The sequence below is a fragment of the Rhodococcus sp. P3_B8 genome, assembly GCF_056402775.1.
The window spans coordinates 1-21,068 of sequence record NZ_JBFUGT010000103.1 but is presented as its reverse complement, the minus strand read 5'-3'; the positions used below and the strand labels follow the sequence as shown (position 1 = coordinate 21,068).

Below are 21,068 nucleotides of genomic sequence, written 5' to 3'. Positions count from 1 at the left end.
ATCCTGGCCTGTTCGATCACCCGCTCGACCACGTGCCGGGCGCCCTGATCTTCGAGGCCATGCGCCAGACCGCCCTCGTCGCCGCGCACGAATTGTTCGGCCTGTCCCCGCGAATGCTCGTCCTCGTGGGGTGTGAGGCCGTCTTCGAGAGCTTCGGTGAGCTGGAGTTGCCGACCGATTGCGCAGCCGTCGCCGAGGCGGAAATCTGCTCCCGCCAGGTCGTCCTGTCCGTCACTCTGGCGCAGGAGGGCCGGCAGATCGCCCACGGCCGGGTCACCCTGCAACGAGTGAGCGCCTCGACTGCCGCTCTCGACCGGATCGTCCGATGACGACACGGGACGACACCATGGTCTGGTTCGACTTCGGTGGCGTGCTCTCACCCCCGCTCGCCGAACTCTTCGCGGCGTACGAAACGAAGACGGGCATCGCACCCGCCGCCCTGCAGGCGGCGATGAGCGCCGTCGGCGACGACCTCGGAGCACATCCTCTCGCCCCGATCGAATTGGCCCAGATCACCGAGCGCGAGTGGGGTGCGAGACTGAGAGAGCACCTCGCCGCCGCCGACCCCGGCCTGGACCTCACCCGGGCGCGGCTGGAGACGTTCGGCGAGCAGTGGTTCGACGGGATCACGGTCAACACGGCGATGGCCGCGACGCTACGCGGCCTGAAGGCTCACGGCCTGCGCGTCGGCGTCCTGTCGAACAACGTGGTCGAATGGGAGCGATTCTGGAGACCGATCATCGAACCCGCCGGCCCGCTCGATGCTCTCGTCGACTCGTGCCTGGTCGGGGCGCGCAAGCCGGACCCCCAGATCTTCGCGATCGCGGAGAAGACGGCCGGCGTCGACGCCGGCCAGTGCATCCTGATCGACGACCTCGAGCAGAACGTGCGCGCGGCACGCGAGAGCGGTTGGCGTGCCGTCTATTTCCGCACCAATGCCCAGGCATCGAGTGAACTGTCCCGGCTGACCGGCGTCGCCGCCGTCCTGTGAATCCCACCAACAGAAGGAGTACGACGTGACGACCCAGATTTCGACACTCGCTCCACGTCGCCGCCGACACGATGTCGCGGTGTCCATCAACGACATTCCCTACCTCGACCCGCCGGTCGCGTACACCGCGGTGACCGCAGAAGGGCCCACCGGACTGCCGGAGATCACCCTGCCGAGCGGTCACACCGCCCTGCACGTCACACGGTACGACGACGTCCTGAAGGTACTCACGGATCCGTCCTTCGGCCGGAAGGAGACCAACGTCGAAGGCGGGCCGAGTTTTCAGCCCACCACGATGCCCCCGGACCTTCTGCTGAATCTGGACACCCCGGATCACGCGCGGATGAAGAGTTTCGTCAACGCCGACTACAGCCCCGCCGGCGTCGAGGAGCTGAAGGGGTCGGTCCGCCGCATCCTCGACCGGCGGATCGCGTTGCTGCGCAACGAGGAGAACCCCGACCTGTTCGCGACGGTGCTCGACCGCCTGCCCGTCGAGGTGAATGCCGGATTCCTCGGAATCCCGGAGTCGGACATCGATTACTTCCGCCCGTCGTCGCGGGTCGTGCAGTTGTCGCACGACACCGACATTCCCGGCCTGCTGGAGAACTTCTGGCTCGTCTACCACTACGTGACCGATCTCGTGCAGGGGACGCGGCCCGTCGAACCGGGCGGGTTGATCGACCGATTCCTCGCGGCGCGGGGCGAGGCGGAACCGCCGCTGAGCGACGACGAACTCGTCGCGATCCTGCTCGGCTCCGTCCTCGGAGCCGACCAGAACGTGCTGTCCGTGCTCGCGAAGGCCGTGTACGTCCTGTTGCAGGCGCCTTCGCTGTGGTCGCTGCTGGTGGAGGAACCGGCCGCTGCGCCACAGTTGGTCGAGGAGCTGTTGCGGGTGCTTCCGCTGGGAAACATTTCGACGTTTCCCCGGATCGCCACGCGCGAAGTTCGGCTGCGGGACTCCGTGATCCCCGTGGGTGCCCTCGTCTACGCCGACGCCTTCGCCGCGAACCGGGACCCCGACACGTTCCCGCACCCGGAACTCATCGACCCGTTCCGAGACGGGAAACGCCATCTGCAGTTCGGGTACGGCATGCATCACTGCATGGGCGCGTCGCTGGCCCGGATGGAGATCACCACGACACTGGTCCGGCTGGCGGAAGAGTTCCCGACTCTCGGTCTCGCCACCGAACCGGCCGCGGTGCCGTGGGATTCGGGAGTGCTTCTCCGGCGTCCGACGTCGCTTCCCGTCCGCTGGTAGGCGCTTCGCGCCCGTGCGCGGTTAACGAGTCCCTGCACTCGTCAACCGCGCACGGGCGGCGGAGCCGCCGAACGTCTCCGCGAGCCGGGCGACGAGTTCGCCACCGTCGCCCAACTCCCCCGACCAGGCCACTTCACCGTCCGGGCGCACGAGCACGGTGGTGGCCCCGAGGTTCCGCACCCGAATCAGCCGCACCCGTTCGCCCCAGAGGGGTTCGACGACTGCGCGGACGAATTCGGATGCGTCCCCGCACAGCAGGAGCCCCCGGTTTCCTGCCGCGACGTGCAACCGGATCAGGTCGGTGACTCCGGTGTCCGTCTCGATCACGGTGTTCGCGGCGAAGTCGCCGCGCGCCGCGTCCTGGAGAACGCTGGGCGCGGGCTGACTCTGCGCACTGATCGCCGAACCCAGTGCCCGGTTGCGGTCGCGGTCCTCCAGCAGGACACCGAGTTCGTGTCGCAGGCGGTCCCCGTCGACGCCGATTCGCATACGTTCACGCTGATCCGCGACGTTGGCGATCACCCCGGCCGCACACGCGCGCCGTTCCCGCGAGTACACGTCCAGCACCGACGGGTCGGCCTGTCCCCCCGCGACGAGGGCGAGACGCCAGCCGAGGCCGATCGCGTCGCCGATACCGAGGTTCAACCCCTGCCCGCCGAGCGGAAAGTGCACGTGCGCAGCGTCACCGACGAGGAGGACCCGGCCGAGCCGGTAGTCGTCGACCAGCCGCGAGTAGTCGCTGAACCGGGACAGCGACCGCGCGTTGCGGAACGGAACGGGACGGCCCGCGAATCTGTCGACCGTCTCCTGCAGTTCCTCCGCGGTGAGGGGCCGGCGATGATCCTCGTGCGGACCACCGAGATCGAACGTGATGATGCGACTGAAGCCGGCATGATTGACGTTGAGGACGGTCCAGCCCCGTTCGGTGCGCACCCACCCCCTGGGGGCGTTCGCGGGGTCGTCGAGGACGGCGAGGCCCAGGAGCGCGGCGGCGGTCGGCGCCGTTTCCGTCGCCGTGAAGCCCGCACTTCGCCGCACGATGCTGCGGGCGCCGTCCGCGCCGACCACCCAGTCGGCCGCCACCACCCGGGTGCGTCCTTCCTGGGTGAAGGTCACCGTCGCCCCGCCGTCGTCGTGGTCGACGTCCGTGACCACCGCCGCCTTCAGCACCGGGGTGCCGAGACCGATCAGCCGTGCGGTGAAGAGTCGTTCGAGATCGCTCTGCCCGATACCGGCGATGGCCGGTCCCTCGCCGGGCGGGGCCGTGATCTCCAGACCCCAGACCCCGGCGTAGTGAAAGGTGGTCGACGCGGCCCCTGCGCCGACGTCCGGCGCCGCGAAATGCCCTCGACGAGTGAGCAGCTGAATACTCCGCGCGTGGATCGTCCCCGCCTTCGGAACGTCCGTGGTGTGCGGGGCAGCCTCGAGGACGAGGACGTCGATTCCGCTGCGCGCCAGCTCGAGCGCCGTCAGCGATCCCACCGGGCCACCGCCGACCACCACGACCTGATAGTGCTGTCGCAGGTCGTCCGCCTCTGTCACCGCGCGCTCGCCCCGCGTCGCAGCAGCACCGCGATGACACCCGACAATCCGGCGACGACGACCGCCAGAACGACGAGCGTCGTGTGGAACGCACTGTTGTAGGCGTCGATCACGAGCGGCGCCACCTGGTCCCGGACGTCCGGCCCGGCCGCCGCCAGGGCCTGCTCCAGATCGCCGCTGGTGGCCTTGCCGACGACGTCCGCCGCATTGCCCACGCCGTCGACGCCGGCCAGCGCTTCCTCGCCCCTGCGGGTGACGAGACCGGTGAGCAGCGCCGCGTACACCGCTACCGCGATGGCCTCGCTGCCCAGTCGCATCGTGTTCACCACGCCCGCAGCCATACCTGCCTTCTCCTCGGGGACGAGGGCGAGCGCCTGACCGTCGACGAGACCGGCGGACAGTCCCATTCCGCAGCCCGCGAGGAGCAGCGGCACCGCGATGACGGCGACCACCGTGTCAGGTCCCGCCAACAGAAGTCCCAGGTCACCGGAAATCAAGGCTCCCAGGCTGATCCAGATCACCACGAGCGGGTTCACCCCGGCGCCCACCGCACGGCCTGCGGCGAGCGGTCCCACCACGACCGGAATCGTGAGGAGCACGATCACCAGACCCGCCTTCGCCGAAGACTGGCCGGCCACGAACTGGAGGAAGGTCGGGAAGTAAGTGAGCAACGTGACGAAGCCGAACGATGCCGCCACCGGAACGAGGCACAGGGCCATGAACCGGGCGTGGGTGAGCAGTTCGAGGTCCAGCAGCGGAGCCGGACGTCGCGATTCGACGCGGGCGAACGCGACGAGCAGCGCGACCGCGAGCACGAAGGACGTCACGACCGCCGGGCTGCCCCAGCCCCAGGGTTCGCCCTGGACGATGCCGACCATCGCGGCGAGCAGACCCAGCACCAGGAGGACGGTGCCGAGGAGGTCGAACTTCGCGGCCCCCTCGCCGGCCGGTCGTGCCAGTCCGATCACCGGGGTCGCCGCGAGCACCACGAGCAGCACGGCGGCCTGGACCGCGAAGATGGGCCGCCAGCCTGCCGTGTCGACGAGGAGCCCGGACAGCGTCGGTCCGAGCGCCACACCGATGCCCGCGGTCGTCCCGAACAGGGCGAACGCACGCAAACGGGCGGGCCCGTCGAAGGCGGAGGACAGGATGGCCGCGCCGCACGAGAAGATGGCGGCGCCACCGAGACCGGCGACGCCGCGGGCGACGTCGAGGACCACGATGTTCGGGGCCAGCGCGCTGGCGACGCTCCCGACCGCGAACGTGGCGGCACCGGCGGCGAACAGGCGGCCGCGGCCGAAATGGTCCGACAGCGACCCCCAGACCAGGGTGAAGCACGCGAACGACAGGTTGAACGCGTTCACCACCCACTGCTGGCCCGATGCGCCGCCACCGATGTCGGAGGAGATGGCGGGCAGCGCCACCGCGGTTCCGGAGATCGACATCGGGACGACGAGAACGGCCAGCAGTACGGCGGCGAGGGTGAGGTTCCCGCGTCGCGGGTCGGACGGTGGTGTTTCGGGTGGTGACGTCGGTGTCGTGGCATCCGACGTGGTCAGCTCCGAGGTCATGTCGATCCTTCCTGAAGTGTGCGGCCCCCGTGCACCAGAGGTTCGATACAATACGAACCATGCACCAGAGTTAGGTTCGATGCAAGACGAACCTCCACTCTGGTGGTCGACGACCCGAACCTGGAGGTGCGCCGTGCCCGACGCCGAGGGACATCCCGCGCTCGACGAGATCCAATTGGTCTCCGTCCTGGCCGCTCTCGCCGACCCCCTGCGACTGGAGGTCGTGCAGAAGCTCATGGTGGAGGCGGACGGGGCGGAACGTCACTGCACGTCGTTCGGGCTGCCGGTGTCCAAATCGACCCGCAGCCACCACTTCAAGGTTCTGCGTGAAGCCGGGCTGATCAAGCAGGTCGACCGCGGCAATTCGCGGATGGCTCAGCTGCGCAGATCCGACATCGAATCCCGCTTCCCCGGGCTCCTGGACGCCGTCGCGACCACACCGGACTGAACGCCGTCGCAGCGACCGTCTCGCCGAGCATCCGGATCGCCGCCGTGCGATGATCGTGCGCCATGAGGGGGGCGGTACGAGTGGAACAACGGGGAAGCGGAGACGGCTGGATACTGGTCGAAATCCTGGGAGACGCACCGACGGTGATCGCGGAGGGCATCAAACAGCGGCAGTGCCGGCCGCTCGGCAACGTCTACCGCGGCAGGATGCTGACGCTGGTGACGGGAGCCATCGACACGGTCAGGTCGTCGGGACAGCCGGTGCAGGTGACCCTCGGTGAGACGGTGGGCGACATCGATCTCGTCGTGGGGAAACCGGTACTCGGTCCGGGCGGAGACGTCCTCGCGGTGCAGATCTTCACCGGTCGTGCGGACAGTCCGGTGCCCCAACCGCACCGGGCGGCAGGGTGGGAATGGAACCTGTCCGTGTCGGCGGGTCCGCGACGCACTCGATGGACGCGTGAGTTCCGGAATCTGTACGGAGTCGCGGACACCCGGCCGGAGCACCACTACTTCGGTCTCGCCGACCTGTACCGGAGGGTGCCGCGGCTCTCCGACATCGCGGTGCTGATGGAACGCGTCGACAACGCGCGGGACGGCGAGTTCCTGTCCGGCGAACTCATCGCCCGCCACGACGACGGAACGCTGCGCCTCGTCCGGTTCGTGCGCCGAGCCGTCGCGACACCCGAGGGAGTGGTGCTGCGGGGCGTCGATCACGACGTCACGCACAAGACCGACGTCGGCGAACTGGCGATCCGGGTGATGGACTCCGATATCGCGTCGACCGTGCACGCGGTCGCGGGGGTTCATGCGGCACTGGTCGATTCACAGCACGGGTACGCCATCAAATGGATCACCGCACCGCTGGCGGGTTTGTCTGCCGCGGCGGAGGGCGGGCAGATCGGACTGCTGCACGGCGAAGACCTCGCGGCGGTGCGGCAACGGATCACGGCCCGTGTTCCCGGAGTCGCCCGCGTCGCCCTGTCCGACGGGTCCTGGTCCCGGCACACGGTGCGCACATTTCCCGTCCCCGGCTACGGTTCCACACCCGTGGTGATGATGACGTTCTCAGGCGCCTGTCCCGAACAGCATGCCCAGCAGGTAAGTGGCGGCGGCTGCGCCGTACCCGATTGCCAGCTGGCGTAACGCGCGCTTGACCGGGGGTCCACCCGACAGCAACCCCACCACCAGACCGGTCCCGAGCAACGCGACGCCGACCAGCGCAGCTGCGACCACGAGCGCGGCGGTGCCTTCCATGCCGAAGAGGTACGGCAACACGGGGATCACCGCACCGGACGCGAAGAAGCAGAAACTCGCGGCGGCCGCACCGAGCCCGGTGCCGATGGCCTCGTGCTCGTCGGTGGTTTCCGTACCCGAAACGGGCTCGGGCTGAACGGCTCTCCGCAGCACGTCGGCCGCGCGTTTCTCGGCGTCCTGCGCGGGCATGCCCCGCGCGCGGTACACGAGTGCAAGTTCGTTCGCGTCGACGTCGAGGAGCGGCACTGCCTCACGGGCGCCCTGCCCCGGCGCCGACGCCTCGAGCAGTTCACGCTGCGACCGCACGGAGACATACTCGCCCGCACCCATCGACAACGCGCCCGCGAGCAAACCGGCGAGGCCGGTCAGCAAAACGATGTGATTGTCGACGCCGCTACCACTGATGCCGAGCACGAGGGCGAGGTTGCTGACCAGGCCGTCGTTGGCACCGAACACGGCGGCACGAAACGTGCCGGACAGCCGATTTCGCCCGCGCGCCGCCAGCGCCCGCACCACCTCTTCGTGGATCCGCTCGTCCGCGCCCATGGCGTCGGTGGCGTCGACGTCGGTCGGGTACGGCGACCGGGTCTCCGCGCGCTGCGCGAGGGCGAGCACGAACACCGATCCGAACCGCCGGGCCAGCACACCGAGGATGCGAGTGCGGAGATCACCGCGCACGGGCTTGCCGACATGTTCGCCGAGCAGCCCGCGCCAGTGCGCCTCGTGCCGTCCCTCGGCGTCGGCGAGCGCCAGCAGAATCTCGCGTTCCTCACCGGTCCGACGTTTCGCGAGGTCGCGGTAGACGGCCGCCTCGGCGCGTTCGTCGGCGAGGTAGCGACGCCATTTCCGGATTTCACGCGGACCGGGATCCGGTCGTGCACCAACCATCGTCCGCCTCCCGATCGTCGACGGGAGAAGCCTACCGACGCGCCCTCCCCACCGCGGCGCTTCGAGGTCAGTCCTCGGCGGCGAGCGCCTTCCCGAGTGAGTCCTCCGGTTCGGAGACCACCACAGGATCGCGCCCGGACAGCAGGTCGAGGACGGCCTTCGGCCGGGCCAGCGATTCGCGCACGGTGTTCCTGGCCATCGTGATCGGGCGGCATTCGCATCCGGCGTTGACACCGGCGACGTCGATCCCGGCACCGCGGCACAGCGCGACCGCCCGGGGAACGTGGAAACCCTGCGTGACGATCAGCGCCTTGGTCACACCGTACGTCTGGACGGCGCGAGCGCACGTGTCGTAGGTGTCGAGCCCGTATCGATCGCCGACGATCTTGCTGGGGTCGATGCCCTTCTCGACCAGGTAGTCCGTCATCGCCGCGATCTCGTCGCCGGATCTGCCTGCTCCGTCGCCCGAGACGAGGACCGCCCGCGCGCGGCCGTCCTGCACGAGACGGACGGCGACGTCGAGGCGTCCGGCCAGGTACTCCCGGGGTTTGCCGTCGCGCACCTGCGCGCCGAGGACGATGACCACCGGTGCCTCGGGTGCGTCGTCGACGTCGTAGACATGGCCGGAGGCCTCCCGCGATATCCACACCGTCGAGGCCGCGACGACGAGGACGGCGAGCGCGCCGAGGCCCGCTCCGATGCCGACCAGTCGGCGGACGATCCGTCGTTCCCCCATGCCGCCATCAAACCACAGCGTCAGGCGACGGCCGGTTCTTCCCCGGCGCGCCGCTCACGCAGTCCGGATGCCAGGCACAGGCCGAGCCCGAACAGAACCCAGCAGGTCAGCACGAATACCGCCGCACCGGCTCCGTGTCCGTCGAAGAACGCCGTCGATCGCACCGCGGTTCCCGCCGCTCCTGGTGGCAGCAACTGACCGAGTGCGCCCCACCCCGACGGCAGCCACGCCGCGGACGTCGCCAGTCCGGACAGCGGGTTGGCAAGGAAGATCATAGTCACCGCTCCGAGCGCGAATCCCGCTGTGCCCAGCACCGATTCGAGCCCGAGAACGGTCAGCGAGATGGCGGCGATGCCGAGCACGACAGCACCGGTGGTCGTCCAGTAGTTGCCGTCGACGCTTCCGAGGCCGAACTGCAGAATTGCCGTCAACACCGCCCCGGCGCTCACGGCGAACAGCACCGCCCCGGCGACCCGTCGCCCGACACTGCGCGGAAACAGCCGCACGAGCGCGAGCGCGGGGATCATGCCACCGAAGACCAGGGGAAGCGCCAAGGCGCCGAGACCGACGCCGGCGGGGTCGTCGGCCGTCAGCGGAACGACGTCCTCGACCGGAACGGGTTGTCCCGCAGTCTTGCTCATGCCCGCCGCGAGGCCATTCATCGTCTGCGCGACGGGCGCCCCGCCTGCGCCGGCGGACAGGACCTTCATGCCGTCCGGTGTCGCGACGATGCCGCCGACCACCTCCCTGTGTTCGATCGCCGTCCGGACCGCGTCGGCGTCGGGAAAGCGCTCGGTGACGAACGCGCCCGGGTGTCCCGCGGCGAGCGCGTTGTCGACCCGGGTGACGGCCGCGTCGGGTCCGGCGACGCCCAGCCGGAGGTCGTGCGGGCCGCTGTTGACGGCCGGCAACGCGAACGCCAGCAGCATGAGCGCGATCACCGCGGTGAGTCCCAGCACGACAGCGGTCAGTTTCACGGGATCGGACGGGCCGTGCGCCGACCGCTCGGTGGGCGCCGTGCGCGGCGCGACTGTCCCGGTATCCGAGGTGGTCATCGGACTCCCCTTCCCTAAGTGGAGGAAATTCCTCCGTTACTTGTGGAGAATATTCCTCCGGTTATGCTGGGTTGTCAACGGAAGAGGTGGAATCGTGCGGGCAGACGCGCTGGAACGACGCAACACCCTGATCAAGGCCGCCCGCGTGGTGTTCGCCGACCGCGGGCACGACGCGCCGCTCGACGCCATCGCCGCGCGAGCCGGCGTCGGGATCGCCACCCTCTACCGGAACTTTCCGAGCCGGGACGAGCTCGCCCACGCCGTGGCCCGGACGACGCTCGCCGAAGTCCGGGAACTCGCCGTCCGGGGACTGGACGACTGCGGCGACGACCCCGAGGGAGCGTGGCGGCGGTTCGTCGACGCAGTGGTCGAACTGCGGATGGGAGCGTTGGTTCCCGCGCTGGTCAACAGTCTCGACGAGCTACCACCCGACGTCCGCGAGTCGAGGGAGCTCACGAAGGCGACGGTCACCGACTTCATTCACCGGCTCCAGGACGTCGGGCTGGTGCGCGAGGACGTCGTGCCGCTCGAGATCATCATGGGGATCGCCATGCTCACCCGGCCCCACGTGCTGATGTTCGAGGACGCGACGGCCAATCTCGTTCCGCGGCTGATCACGGTGTTCCTCGCCGGGTTGCGCCCGGACGGGGCTGCGCTGCCGCCGCCGATCCTCCCGGAGTCCGATGTACTGTGACGGGAATGCAGCCTGGGGGGCCTCTGCCACAGCCATGGAATCACCCGTATACGGGTGACGATCAGCCGCGGCTGAACGGCTGGGACGTGGCGGTGTCGGCGGCCGCACTCGTCGTCGCGGTCGCCGTCGCCAGCATCTCCGCGGTCGCGGGACTGTTCTGGCTGCTGTTCCTGGACTACTGCCCGCCCGAGACGTGCAGCGCCGAGAACGCGTGGATCGCGGTGTGCGTGGCGCTCGCGGTCGCCGCACTCGTGACCGTGATCGGCGGAATGGTCACGATCGCACGCATCGCGCGGCGCACGATCGCGTGGCCGGTGGCATGCGGAACCCTGATCCTCTGCGCAGGCGCGTGCGCGATCGGATTCGCCGGTTACGTCTCCGCGACGGGGATCTGAGCGGCCTCAGCCCACGTGATGGTGGTCGGTCCGGCTGATCGCGACAGCGGAGACGATCACCCCGACCACCACACCGACGAGCGTGTCGACGATGCGGCTCACCGCGATGTCCGGTGCGACCGCCGACCCGAGGCCGGTGAGCAGCAGAGCCATGGGGGTGATGGCGACGGACGCGAACGCGTAGTTCTTGATGACCACCAGTTCGGTCACGGTTTGCAGCACCACGATGACCACGACGGTCTGCCAGTACCCCATCGCGGCGGCGATCAGCCCGGCGGCGAGGACGGCGCCCGCCACGTTACCGACGAGGCGTTGAATTCCCCGCTGCACGGTCTGGCTGAAGTTGAAACCCTGCATCGCGGCCATCGCGCCCATCGACGCCCACAGCGGATGCTCCAATCCCATTGCCACACAGATCCATCCGGCCAGCGCGGCGGCAGCGGCGATACGGGCCGCGTTGACGATCCCCTCTCGCGACCGCAGCGCACGGAGGCCGTCTGCGAAGAAGCCACCCGGCTGCGGCAGCACCGGGGTCTCCGCACCGAAGGCCGAAAGATCACTGCGGCGCTTCACCTTACGCAGTTCGGACTCGTGATCGACGAGCGCACGCAGAGTGTCGTGGTCACGCTCGTGCGCCCACCGATCGACGACCGTGTCCGCTTCGGCGAGAAGCGCGAACAACTGGTGGGAGTGCCCGTCCCGGCCCCGCCCGCTGTGGGCGATCACGTCACGCGCGTTGTCGATGGCCTTGCGTGCGGACGCGATCGCGGAGGTGTCGTGTGCACGCTGCAGTTCCGCGGCCGCGGCGAGTGCCCGCGCCACCGCCAGCCGGGCGGGACCGAGAGGAACGAACAGGCAGGGCGTCATGGCGGCGAGCCAGCCCACGACGACACCGATCGCCACGGCCACGACCGCCGGGCCGAGATCGGACAGATGGGTCGCATGTCCGACCGCCGCGGTGGCCGCGAAGACCAGGATGACCGGCCCGGGACCGGCGATGCGGAACGCCGCCAGCAGCCAGGCGGCGACGCCCGACGCGACGGACATGACCGCAATCTGCAGCCAGAGTGACAGTCCCGCCGCACCGAGGAGCGCTCCCCCGGCGACGAAGGCGATGAGCGCGACACCGACGAGTCCCGCCTTGCGGGCGAGCCGCGGGTACGGCTCGTATCGACCGAACGCGGCGGTCAGCGCACCGAGTGCCGCGAAGCCCGCGAGGTTGCCGTGCCCGAGAAAACCACCGATGACCAGCACCAGAGCCGTCGCCGCACCCACCCGCAGCGCGGGAGCGATGGTGGCGTCGGCGTTCCGGACCTCGAACGCACGGCGCCACGTCGACGGCGCCATCGAATAGGCCAGCGCCCCACGGGAGTGATGGAGCCGGCTGAGGTCGGGTGCGTATCGAGGGGAAGCCTGCATGGCCTCAGCGTACCGTATACTTCACTAGTAAAATAGTTCTGAATTAGTGTGAAGTTGGTCGCTACGATGGTTTTCATGAGCACTGCCCCACGTCCGGATGAGGACTTCACCGATCGCGTTCGACGCGAATGGGCCGAGACCCATCCCGAAGTGGACACGTCACCGATCGAAGTGATGGGCCGCATCACCCGGATCGGATCCCAGGCCCTGCAGCAACTCGACCGTGCCCTGGACGCGAGCGGGGTCTCGCGCGCCGAGTTCGACGTCCTGTGTGTACTCGCCCGCAGCGATCGACCACTGCGGGCCAGCGAGGTCACCGCCGTGACGATGCTCAGCGGCGCATCCACCACCAAACACGTCGACCGCCTGGCCCGGCTGGGACTCGTGGAACGGCTACCGTTCGAACGCGACGGGCGCGTCGTGTTGCTCCACCTGACCGAGTCCGGGCGGCAACTCGTCGACACCGAGTTCCCGCAGCGCGTCGAACGCGATCGGCAATTTCTCGCCGGGCTCGACGAGGACGAATGCGCCGTCCTGGCCGGGCTGCTCCGGCGGATCGCCGCCAACGTCGAATCCGGGCTTCGCCGGTAGTCCCCTTGTCTTTCAGGGAATGACCTTCCGGGCCCGAAGGTCGCGGAAGATGTCGAGGAACATCTGCTCGGTCTCGACGTGACGGTGGAAACCCAGCCGGCGCGCCTTGGAACCGTCGGCGATGACGTCGTAGTCCCAGCCGAAGACGAAATCGCCGAACGCCCACGACGAGACGTCCGAGTACGGCGTCGGCGCCAGCCCGTGCTTCGCGACGAGGTCGTTCCACACCGGCTCCTTGTCGGCCATGACGACGTCCATCGACATCGGCAGCGGCGGTGCGACGTCCAGGTCGAAGAAATCCGCGATCTTCGGCAGCATCTCGTCCCAGCGGAACAGATCGCCGTTGTTGATGTTGAACGCCTGATTCGCGCACTCGGGGGTGGTCGCGGCCCAGACGGTCGCCTCCGCCAGCAGTCCGGCGTCGGTCATCTCGATCAGACTCGTGTACGCGCCGGGCTTACCCGGAAACCGCAGCGGCACGCCGAGTTCCTTCGACATCGTCGCGTAGACGGCAATCACCAGCGCGAGATTCATCGGATTGCCGAGAGCGAATCCGCACACCACCGAGGGGCGGATCGCGGACCACGTCCAACTCTTGCCGCGCTGACGGCCTTCGAGGAACTGCTGCTGATCCACGTTGAACTCGGGCGGCATGTGCGGCGGGTCGCTCTCGCGCGCCGGCGTCTTGAACGGTCCGAGGTGCGCGCCGTAGACCTTGTAGCCCTGCATCAAACTGATGTGCTCGAGCCCGGCAGCCACGGGTTCGAGCGCGTTCACCGTGTTGACGAGCATCGCGACGTTGGGCGCGACGAGCTCCCCCCACGACGGACGGTCCTGGTAGGCGGCGTAGAAGATGTGGGTCACGTCGCGCAGTTCACCCAGCTTCTCGGCGGCGTCGCGCTGGTCGAGCAGATCGACCGCGATGTGCCGCACCCGGCCGGTGTCGGGTCCGCCGCGTCGCGACAGTCCGATGATCTCCCACTCCCCGGTTGCCTCGAGGTGGTCGATCAGATTTCCGCCGATCACCCCGCGCGCACCGACGACCACTGCAACTCTGCGCTTCGCCATCATTCGACTCCTATCGTCATATCGCGAAATTGCGATATACCGAGTGAAGCACACATATCGGAAAATCGCGATATGGCGGTACGATGGGTCTGTGAGTGAACTTCCGGACGCGACCGACCTGGCCCTCGTCTTCAAGGCGCTGTCGAACCCGACCCGCGTACGCATCCTGCAGTGGCTGAAGGACCCCGACAGCTTTCCCCCACAGCTCGAACCCGCGGAAGAGGTGGGCGTGTGCCTGAAGCACATTCAGGCGAGGGCCGAGGTCTCCCAATCGACGGCCTCGCAGTACATGGCCGCCCTACAGAGCGCCGGACTGGTCACCAGCCATCGGATCGGCCAGTGGACCCACTACCGCCGCAACGAGGACCGGATCGCCCGGTTGGCCGATCACATCCGCACCGAACTCTGAACGAATCAGGGCATCTCGACGGTTTCGGCGCGCGCGATCTCATCGAGCGCCCGGCGGACGTAACCGTCGGCGGGCACCTCCGCCGCACTCAGCAGATCGGCGATCACCAGGATCGCGGCCTCCACCGCACGCTCCGGTCTGCGCGGGTTCTCCTCGACATCGGCCACGCCGAGTGCACCGGTCAGCACGGTGACCAGCGAGTCGACGTCGACGGCCGGAAACCAGAGTGCCGCCGCCCGCGCGCAGCGGGTCAGGACGTCCTGCACGTCCTCCCCCGTCAGACCGTCCGGGTGCAACGTCTCGAGGAGTTCCCGGACCACCCCCGCCAGCACCGCACCGACCTGCTCCGCAGGCAGGGCCGCCAGTTCCTCCGTCGCCTCGGTCAGCGCCGACGCGTCCGACGCGCGCCCCGCGACGATGGCGGCGTCCAAGGCTTCGGCGATGTCACGCGCGACAGCAGGCCAATGAGTGGGCCACATCCGGTAGATCCTCTTCTCGTCTCCGTCGATCAGCGCTCACTGTGCCATGGGGCACCGACAGTCGGCGCACGGTGCCGTGGGACACCGACAGTCGGCGCACGGCGCCATGGGGCACCGACACTCAGCGCAGCCGTTCGATCAGCCGCAGCGCGTCGAACGGCGCGTACCCCTTCATGTCGTTGTCGAAGTAGGCGAAGCAGTCGAGTCCCTGCCCGAGCCACCGCTCGAACTTGCGGGCCCACTCGTCCAGCGCCTCGTCCGTGTATCCGCTGGCATACAACTCCTTGTCGCCGTGCAACCGGGCGTAGACGAAATCGCTCGTCACTGCCTCCACGTACGGGTACCGGCCTGCCGTGTCGGCGACTACGAACGCGACGTCGTGCGCGCAGAGCAACTCCCTCGCCTCCTCCGTGTCGAAACTGGGGTGCCGGACCTCGAGCGCGTGGCGGACGGGGCGATCGGCGTCCGTCTCCGTCCACGCCCTGTCGTCGGTGAGCTTGTCGTCGTGTCGAGACGCGAGCGCCGCGGCATCGGTGGTCGTCCTCGGCAGCTGGTCGAAGAACGCTGCGAGACTCGTCGAATCGAACGCGAGCGTCGGGGGCAGTTGCCACAGCAGCGGTCCGAGCTTGGGACCCAACGCGAGCACCCCGGATGCGAAGAAGTTCGCCAGCGCCGCCTCGGCGCCGACCAGCCTCTTCATGTGGGTGATGTAGCGACCACCCTTGACGGCGAACACGAAACCCTCCGGTGTCTCGTCACGCCACTTCGCGTAACTCGTCGGTCGCTGCAACGAATAGAAGGACCCGTTGATCTCGATCGACGTCAATCGCCCCGCGGCGTAGGCCAACTCCTTGCGATGGGCCAGACCGTCCGGGTAGAAGTCACCGCGCCAACCGGGATACGTCCAGCCGGAGATACCTACGCGGGCCTCAGCCATCTCACGACCCTAGCGCCGGAACCTATTGCATGTGGCCCGTCCCGGGAGAACCATGAGAGGACCCACAATCGAGGAGGCACTGATGCCGAGATATCTCTGGCAGGTCACGTACTCACCGGAAGGCGCGAAGGGATTACTCGCCGAAGGCGGCACCGCACGACGCGACGCGATCACACAGATGGTCGAAAGCGTCGGGGGCACAGTCGAATCCTGCTACTTCGCACTGGGTGGCCGGGATCTGTTCGTGATCGGCGACGTGCCGGACGACATCGCGGCCGCCGCGCTCGGGATCCGCACCACCGCTTCCGGTGCGGCGAGGTCCGAATCGGTGGTGCTGCTGACGCCGGAGCAGGTGGACGACGCGGTGCGCCGGGACGCCGAGTATCGGGCGCCCGGCAGCTGATCCGCTACCCCTGCGGTAGCGAATATCGTTCTGCAGGATGATGTGCGGCGGCGGAGTCGGTCGATAGCGTCGAGCCATGTCAACCGACCAGGCCGACTCGACGACGGTGAACCCGTTCACCACCGAGTCCGCTCGCCGTGCCCTGTTCGCGCTGAGGGCGTTTCCCGCAGGCCTCGTCTCGCTCGGCGCGGCGGCGACCGGACGACATGGCTGGGCCGGGCGGTGGCAACTCGCTGCCGCCGACCCGAGCGAGTCGGAGCGGATCGACCGGCGTTCGCCGTCGTGGCTGCGCGTGTTCGCGCACTCGGTCCTGTCGCTGCTGAGCGGGATGGTGGCCTGGTTTTTCGCGTTTCTCAGCGTGATCGCCGCGTTCCGGGGCCTGTTCTACGGGTTGATCACCGACGGTTCCTACGAGTACAGCTGGGGTGGCCCGACGCTCGCCGGCGCGTGGCTGGTGCATCTCGTGCTCGGTGTGCTACTCGTGCCGGTCGCCGTGTGGATCCTGAAGGCCATCGCGTCACTGCTGGCCGGACTCACTCGGCATCTGCTCGGCGAGGGTGGCCCGGTGTGGGCCGTTCCCGTCGCGCTCGTGCTCGCCGCCGCGGGCGCGCTCCTGTTCCGCTCCTGGCTGCACCAGGCCTGAGAGCCGCAATCCGAAACACCGGAATGAATGTCCACGAGGGAAGGTTGCACGCCACATGACGGAGACCACAGCAGAAACCCCGCAGCTCGGACAGTTCGGCGTCTGGCGTCACGCCGGCGGATTGGCCCCCGACGTGGGTGCAGCGATCGAATCGGCAGGCTACGGCGCGATCTGGATCGGCGGCTCCCCGCCTGCCGACCTCGACGTCGCCGAACGCCTGCTCGACGCGACATCCACCATCACGGTCGCGACCGGAATCGTGAACATCTGGACCGCCCCCGCCGACGAGGTCGCGACCTCGTTCCACCGGCTCGAAGCCCGTCATCCGGGGCGCTTCCTCCTCGGCATCGGCGTCGGCCATCCCGAACAGCCCGGCCTGAACTACAGCAAGCCGTACGCCGCGCTCGTGGAGTATCTCGACGCCCTCGATGCTGCCGGCGTCCCGGCGGGACGGCGCGTCCTGGCCGCGCTCGGTCCGAAGGTTCTCGAACTGTCCGCAGCCCGCGCCGCCGGTGCCCATCCGTACCTGACCACGCCGCAGCACACCCGTGAAGCGCGGGAGCTGCTCGGCCCGGGCCCGGTGATCGCGCCGGAGCAGAAGGTCGTGCTGGACACCGATCCGGAACGCGCTCGCCCCATCGGACGTTCGGCTGTCGAGAATCCGTACCTGCACCTGCGCAACTACGTCAACAACCTGAAACGGCTCGGGTACACCGACGAGCAGATCGAGAACGGCGGCAGCGACGACCTCATCGACGCGCTCGCCGCCCACGGCGACACGCAGTACGTCGCCGGTCGCCTCCGGGAACACCTGGATGCGGGCGCCGATCACGTGGCCATCCAGGTACTCCCCGCAGGCGACGATCCGGTGCCTGCCCTGCGGGAACTCGCAGGCGCGCTGGGACTCTGAGTTCTGCTAACGAAATGATGTGATGGCGGGTACCGCATACTGAAAGGGGTTCGCCGAAACGGTCGGGGTATGGTCCCCTTCTGAACGGCAGGCAGGACTGAACGCAAGGTAGGAACTGTGCAAGAGCCAACGGCACGTCCGGTCGGCCCGTACGCTTCGGGGCCGCCACCTGCAGCCCTGACCGTGCACTCCGCGAGCCTCGACCATTTCCGCGCCGCGGAGTTGTGGCGGGCGATCGTCATCGGCGTGGTCGTCGTCGCCTACACCCTGTTCGCGCTGGTCACCTGGCCTGTCCGACGTCGCGGCCGCACCCTTGCGGACGCGGCGTCGGAGGGCCTGGTCAACGGTTTCGAGGTGCTGGGCCCGACGTTCGTCAAGGTCGGTCAGCTGATGGCGTCGTCCTCCGGCGTGTTCCCCGCCCCGCTGGCCAACGCCTGTCTGCGATGTCTCGACGACGTGCCGCCGGTGCCCGCCGACGAGGCCCGCCGGGTCATCGAAGCCGACCTGGGGCATCCCGTCGACGCGCTGTTCACGTCGTTCGACGACGTCCCCCTCGCGGCCGCCTCCGTTGCGCAGGTACACGGCTGCGTACTCCCCGACGGCAGGGAAGCCGTCATCAAGGTGCAACGCCCCGACATCTTCCGCCGCATGGTGGTGGACCTGCGCACCGCGTACTGGGGTGCGCGGATCCTCGAGAAGCTGTTCGAGTTCTTCCGCATCGCCAACGCCACCGCCATCATCCGCGACCTCCACGCGGCCACGATGACCGAACTCAACAGTGCGGTCGAGGCCGACCGGCAGGCCCGGTTCAGGACCAACATCGGGGCGTTCGGCGACAACAAGGGCGTCACCACCCCCGAGGTGTACTGGGACTACTGCGGCCCGCACGTCATCTGCATGGAACGCATGTACGGCCTGCCGCTCGACCGGTTCCCCGACCTCGTCCACATGGACACCCGGATGCTGATCCGCCGCGGCGTCAAGGTGTGGATCGAGTCCGTCATCCTCCACGGCCCGTTCCACGGCGACGTGCACGCCGGGAACCTGTGGGTCCTCGACGACGGACGCATCGCGATGCTCGACTTCGGCATCGTCGGTGAGCTCCCCGAGTCGTGGCGGCAGATCCTGCGCGACATGTTCTACGCGACCTTGATCGACGGCGACTTCTCCCGGATGGCCCGCGGAATCCGGGGCCTCGGCTACGCGACCGACAACGACGCCACCGACGACGAGATCGGACTCCAGGTGGCCGCCGCCCTCGCACCCCTGCTGGGCCGGGACCTCGGTGAGCTGCGGCTCAGCGAACTCATCATGGCGCTGATCGGCATCGGCAAGAAATGGGGCGTCGCCAGCCCCGAGGAACTCGTCCTGTTCGGGAAGCAACTCGGCTACTTCGAGCGGTATGCCACGGAACTCGCCCCCGGCTGGGTGATCGGGCAGGACCTGTTCCTGTTCCGCAACGTCTTCCCGGACGCCGTCGCCGCGAAGGCCCTCGAACTCGGGGTCGAACTGCCCGACGAGTGACGCGAGCTCGCGGCGAGGGATCTACTGCCCGGTCAGTGAATCCAGCACCGAGGCCCGGTGGAGGGGGTGATCCGGGAGCCGGTCGGGTGTCAGAATCCAGTCGTTGCCGGTCCACGGGTCGGAGACGGTGAGGACCCCCGACGTCGGAACCTGCTGCGCGATGCGTGCGAGCACCGCGACACCCGGATCCGAATCTGCCGAGGCACTGTCGCCGACGATGATCAGCGACGTCCCGACCGCGGGACCGTGATCGGCGAGGTGCACGATGCGGGCGGCGTCCTCAGCGCCGTACCCGTGCGGGAAGTCGCCCAGGATCACCAGCCGCGGCTCCGGCAGCGTGTCGCGGATTCCGCTGCGGGCCGCCATTTCGGCGAGGTCGACGCTCTCGGACAGCGCGGTGAGGCGGGCGGTGATGTCGGACGCCGAGGACACGACCGGCGAAGCCAGACGTGCGCCGAGGGGTTCGGTGAACGTGCGCAGCGAGCCGCTGAGGTCGACCACCTCCAACCGCTGCGCCGGCGCAGGTGACGCGACCAGCATGCGCGCCGCCAGCGCCGCGACCACCGGTGCGGCCTCGGCAGCATCGCCGACGATCCAGAGCGGACGCCCCAATGGGTAATGGACGCAGAACGGCACCCGCAGCTCACCGAGATCGGGTGCGGACAACTCGCCGAGCCTCAGCCCGTCCGTTACCGCGGTGGCGGTGACCGGGCTCGTCCAGGCGGCGGATTCGAAGGTGGCCAGCGACCGCGGCAGCAGCGGGTCGATGGCGCGGAGTTCGTCGGCCAGTTGCGAAGTCTCGCCGTCGAATTTGCGCTGCGCCTCGGCGACGAGGGCATCGCACCGCTCCTGCGCCCTGGCCTGCGATTGCACGACCGCGGGACTGTTGCGCGTGGACGGGTCGGCCACCGACTCGGACAGTTCGTCGTCCAGCCGCGCCTGCGCGTAGTCGCGGGAGGATCGGAAGGAGGCCGCGGACCGGGCGGCATCCTCGAAGATCATCCACGCCCTCTCGAACGAGTGGGCCGGGTCGAGCGGGATGCCCGCAGGACCGGGTGTCGCCGGAATCTGTTCGGCGACGGGGTGTGCGGGTTCGTCCACCTCGACCCCGTGCCGGGAGACGAGTTCGGCGAGGCCGCCGTCGTATCCCTGCCCGACGGCCCGCACCTTCCATTCGGTGCCGCGCCGGTAGATCTCGAGGCAGATCGCGGCCGCCTCGGAACCGACCAGCGGGACGTCGAAAACGACCAGCGGACGGCTATTTTCGTCGGTAAGCGTGGCCGACAGCCCCTCCCGGGGCAGCGTCGCCCGACCGTTCGGGGACGCCGGATCGACACTGACCACGCAGAGCACGCCCGCCGCAGCGGCGTCCACCTCGTCCAGCTGCAGCCGGACCGTTCCGTCCGCGTCGAGTTCCACCCCGGCGGCGCGGCGCTGGTTGTAGAACACGAAGTGGTCCGAGGACAGCGTGCGCAGATCGCCGTCCACGATCAACGCGGAGACGTCGATCGGCGTCGCATCGACTGCGCGGAAACTCAGTACGCGCGACGGCAGCGGGGCGTTCTGCCCCGGAGCGAGGTGGACCGTCACCGCCGCCCCTAGACGCCGAGGAAGCGGGCGAGTTGAGGCGCGGCCTCACCGGCGTGTTTGGCCTGAATGCCCTCACCGATGGCCTGCAGCTTCCACTCGCCGCCCACTCGGTACACCTTGGCCATCACCATTCCGGTGAACGGCATCCCGCCCTGCAGCGTGAACCGGGCGAGTTCGGCCGACGACGTGGTGTCCACGAGGCGGCAGAAGGCGTTCTTCACCTGCTCGAACGTGTGCCCGCGGTACGACGTCACGATGAAC

The 21,068-nt window shown here is 68.8% G+C and carries 24 protein-coding genes; 13 read left to right on the top strand and 11 right to left on the bottom strand.

Annotation, left to right across the window (positions count from 1 at the left end; all coding sequences use genetic code 11):
* The 3 genes from AC1D1G_RS25575 to AC1D1G_RS25565 all read left to right on the top strand — a co-directional run.
* On the top strand, positions 1 to 329 hold a 329-nt coding region (locus tag AC1D1G_RS25575), incomplete at its 5' end, for an AfsA-related hotdog domain-containing protein (RefSeq protein ID WP_477954157.1).
* Positions 326 to 991: an HAD family hydrolase gene (locus tag AC1D1G_RS25570; protein WP_280780499.1), complete on the top strand. Its 666-nt coding sequence runs from the start codon at positions 326 to 328 to the stop codon at positions 989 to 991. The genes AC1D1G_RS25575 and AC1D1G_RS25570, both read left to right, overlap by 4 nt.
* Before the next feature lie 25 nt (positions 992 to 1,016).
* Positions 1,017 to 2,249, top strand: coding sequence for a cytochrome P450 (locus AC1D1G_RS25565; RefSeq protein WP_280780500.1), 1,233 nt, complete (start codon positions 1,017 to 1,019; stop codon positions 2,247 to 2,249).
* Between the two features lie 21 nt (positions 2,250 to 2,270).
* On the opposite strand, the gene AC1D1G_RS25560 is transcribed toward AC1D1G_RS25565, so the two are convergent.
* Complete coding sequence (locus AC1D1G_RS25560; RefSeq protein WP_280780501.1) at positions 2,271 to 3,791, bottom strand: FAD-dependent oxidoreductase; 1,521 nt, start codon at positions 3,789 to 3,791, stop codon at positions 2,271 to 2,273.
* Positions 3,788 to 5,362, bottom strand: a complete 1,575-nt coding sequence (locus AC1D1G_RS25555) for an MFS transporter (RefSeq protein WP_283353707.1) — start codon at positions 5,360 to 5,362, stop codon at positions 3,788 to 3,790. Before AC1D1G_RS25555 ends, AC1D1G_RS25560 begins: the two co-directional genes overlap by 4 nt.
* Positions 5,363 to 5,495: 133 nt before the next feature.
* Between AC1D1G_RS25555 and AC1D1G_RS25550 the strand changes: the two genes are divergently transcribed.
* Together AC1D1G_RS25550 and AC1D1G_RS25545 are read left to right on the top strand one after the other, a co-directional pair.
* Complete coding sequence (locus tag AC1D1G_RS25550) at positions 5,496 to 5,810, top strand: ArsR/SmtB family transcription factor (RefSeq protein WP_280780503.1); 315 nt, start codon at positions 5,496 to 5,498, stop codon at positions 5,808 to 5,810.
* Between the two features lie 80 nt (positions 5,811 to 5,890).
* Positions 5,891 to 6,955 (top strand): GAF domain-containing protein, encoded by a 1,065-nt coding sequence (locus tag AC1D1G_RS25545; protein WP_043779027.1) that lies wholly within the window; start codon positions 5,891 to 5,893, stop codon positions 6,953 to 6,955.
* Here the strand turns inward: AC1D1G_RS25545 and AC1D1G_RS25540 are convergent.
* The 3 genes from AC1D1G_RS25540 to AC1D1G_RS25530 all read right to left on the bottom strand — a co-directional run bounded on the left by AC1D1G_RS25540 (position 6,878) and on the right by AC1D1G_RS25530 (position 9,745).
* Positions 6,878 to 7,954 (bottom strand): VIT1/CCC1 transporter family protein, encoded by a 1,077-nt coding sequence (locus AC1D1G_RS25540; protein ID WP_280780504.1) that lies wholly within the window; start codon positions 7,952 to 7,954, stop codon positions 6,878 to 6,880. The genes AC1D1G_RS25545 and AC1D1G_RS25540 overlap by 78 nt on opposite strands.
* A gap of 67 nt (positions 7,955 to 8,021) precedes the next feature.
* A complete protein-coding gene (locus tag AC1D1G_RS25535; protein WP_009475116.1) occupies positions 8,022 to 8,690 on the bottom strand; it encodes a SanA/YdcF family protein in 669 nt (222 codons plus the stop codon).
* Between the two features lie 20 nt (positions 8,691 to 8,710).
* Positions 8,711 to 9,745 (bottom strand): ABC transporter permease, encoded by a 1,035-nt coding sequence (locus tag AC1D1G_RS25530; RefSeq protein WP_477954153.1) that lies wholly within the window; start codon positions 9,743 to 9,745, stop codon positions 8,711 to 8,713.
* Between the two features lie 94 nt (positions 9,746 to 9,839).
* On the opposite strand from AC1D1G_RS25530, the gene AC1D1G_RS25525 reads away from it, so the two are divergent.
* Positions 9,840 to 10,439 (top strand): TetR/AcrR family transcriptional regulator, encoded by a 600-nt coding sequence (locus tag AC1D1G_RS25525; protein ID WP_009475118.1) that lies wholly within the window; start codon positions 9,840 to 9,842, stop codon positions 10,437 to 10,439.
* A gap of 86 nt (positions 10,440 to 10,525) precedes the next feature.
* Positions 10,526 to 10,834 (top strand): hypothetical protein, encoded by a 309-nt coding sequence (locus tag AC1D1G_RS25520; RefSeq protein WP_317568353.1) that lies wholly within the window; start codon positions 10,526 to 10,528, stop codon positions 10,832 to 10,834.
* A gap of 6 nt (positions 10,835 to 10,840) precedes the next feature.
* Here the strand turns inward: AC1D1G_RS25520 and AC1D1G_RS25515 are convergent, their stop codons facing one another.
* On the bottom strand, positions 10,841 to 12,253 hold the full coding sequence (locus AC1D1G_RS25515) for an FUSC family protein (protein WP_317568211.1): 1,413 nt from the start codon (positions 12,251 to 12,253) through the stop codon (positions 10,841 to 10,843).
* 66 nt (positions 12,254 to 12,319) lie between these two features.
* Between AC1D1G_RS25515 and AC1D1G_RS25510 the strand changes: the two genes are divergently transcribed.
* A complete protein-coding gene (locus tag AC1D1G_RS25510) occupies positions 12,320 to 12,844 on the top strand; it encodes a MarR family winged helix-turn-helix transcriptional regulator (protein ID WP_280780508.1) in 525 nt (174 codons plus the stop codon).
* 12 nt (positions 12,845 to 12,856) lie between these two features.
* Here AC1D1G_RS25510 and AC1D1G_RS25505 read toward each other — a convergent pair whose 3' ends face one another.
* Positions 12,857 to 13,915 (bottom strand): SDR family oxidoreductase, encoded by a 1,059-nt coding sequence (locus tag AC1D1G_RS25505; protein ID WP_283333779.1) that lies wholly within the window; start codon positions 13,913 to 13,915, stop codon positions 12,857 to 12,859.
* Between the two features lie 88 nt (positions 13,916 to 14,003).
* Here AC1D1G_RS25505 and AC1D1G_RS25500 point away from each other — a divergent pair, with 88 nt between their 5' ends.
* A complete protein-coding gene (locus AC1D1G_RS25500; protein WP_016882591.1) occupies positions 14,004 to 14,321 on the top strand; it encodes an ArsR/SmtB family transcription factor in 318 nt (105 codons plus the stop codon).
* Positions 14,322 to 14,326: 5 nt separating this feature from the next.
* Here AC1D1G_RS25500 and AC1D1G_RS25495 read toward each other — a convergent pair whose 3' ends face one another.
* Together AC1D1G_RS25495 and AC1D1G_RS25490 are read right to left on the bottom strand one after the other, a co-directional pair.
* Positions 14,327 to 14,800, bottom strand: coding sequence for a hypothetical protein (locus AC1D1G_RS25495; RefSeq protein ID WP_280780511.1), 474 nt, complete (start codon positions 14,798 to 14,800; stop codon positions 14,327 to 14,329).
* A gap of 121 nt (positions 14,801 to 14,921) precedes the next feature.
* Complete coding sequence (locus tag AC1D1G_RS25490; protein WP_280780512.1) at positions 14,922 to 15,737, bottom strand: DUF72 domain-containing protein; 816 nt, start codon at positions 15,735 to 15,737, stop codon at positions 14,922 to 14,924.
* An 82-nt stretch (positions 15,738 to 15,819) separates the two neighbouring features.
* Here AC1D1G_RS25490 and AC1D1G_RS25485 point away from each other — a divergent pair, with 82 nt between their 5' ends.
* The 4 genes from AC1D1G_RS25485 (at position 15,820) to AC1D1G_RS25470 (ending at position 19,217) form a co-directional block, all read left to right on the top strand.
* A complete protein-coding gene (locus tag AC1D1G_RS25485) occupies positions 15,820 to 16,140 on the top strand; it encodes a GYD domain-containing protein (RefSeq protein ID WP_283354415.1) in 321 nt (106 codons plus the stop codon).
* A gap of 76 nt (positions 16,141 to 16,216) precedes the next feature.
* Positions 16,217 to 16,783 carry a hypothetical protein gene (locus AC1D1G_RS25480; RefSeq protein WP_317568210.1) on the top strand — a complete coding sequence of 189 codons (567 nt, stop codon included), beginning with the start codon at positions 16,217 to 16,219 and terminating at the stop codon, positions 16,781 to 16,783.
* A gap of 55 nt (positions 16,784 to 16,838) precedes the next feature.
* Positions 16,839 to 17,693: an LLM class F420-dependent oxidoreductase gene (locus AC1D1G_RS25475; protein ID WP_280780514.1), complete on the top strand. Its 855-nt coding sequence runs from the start codon at positions 16,839 to 16,841 to the stop codon at positions 17,691 to 17,693.
* Between the two features lie 117 nt (positions 17,694 to 17,810).
* Positions 17,811 to 19,217, top strand: coding sequence for an ABC1 kinase family protein (locus tag AC1D1G_RS25470; RefSeq protein ID WP_283333774.1), 1,407 nt, complete (start codon positions 17,811 to 17,813; stop codon positions 19,215 to 19,217).
* 21 nt (positions 19,218 to 19,238) lie between these two features.
* Here AC1D1G_RS25470 and AC1D1G_RS25465 read toward each other — a convergent pair whose 3' ends face one another.
* Together AC1D1G_RS25465 and AC1D1G_RS25460 are read right to left on the bottom strand one after the other, a co-directional pair.
* Positions 19,239 to 20,807, bottom strand: coding sequence for a TerD family protein (locus AC1D1G_RS25465; protein ID WP_477954150.1), 1,569 nt, complete (start codon positions 20,805 to 20,807; stop codon positions 19,239 to 19,241).
* A gap of 8 nt (positions 20,808 to 20,815) precedes the next feature.
* A partial coding sequence (locus AC1D1G_RS25460; protein ID WP_477954149.1) for a TerD family protein occupies positions 20,816 to 21,068 on the bottom strand: 253 nt, incomplete at its 5' end.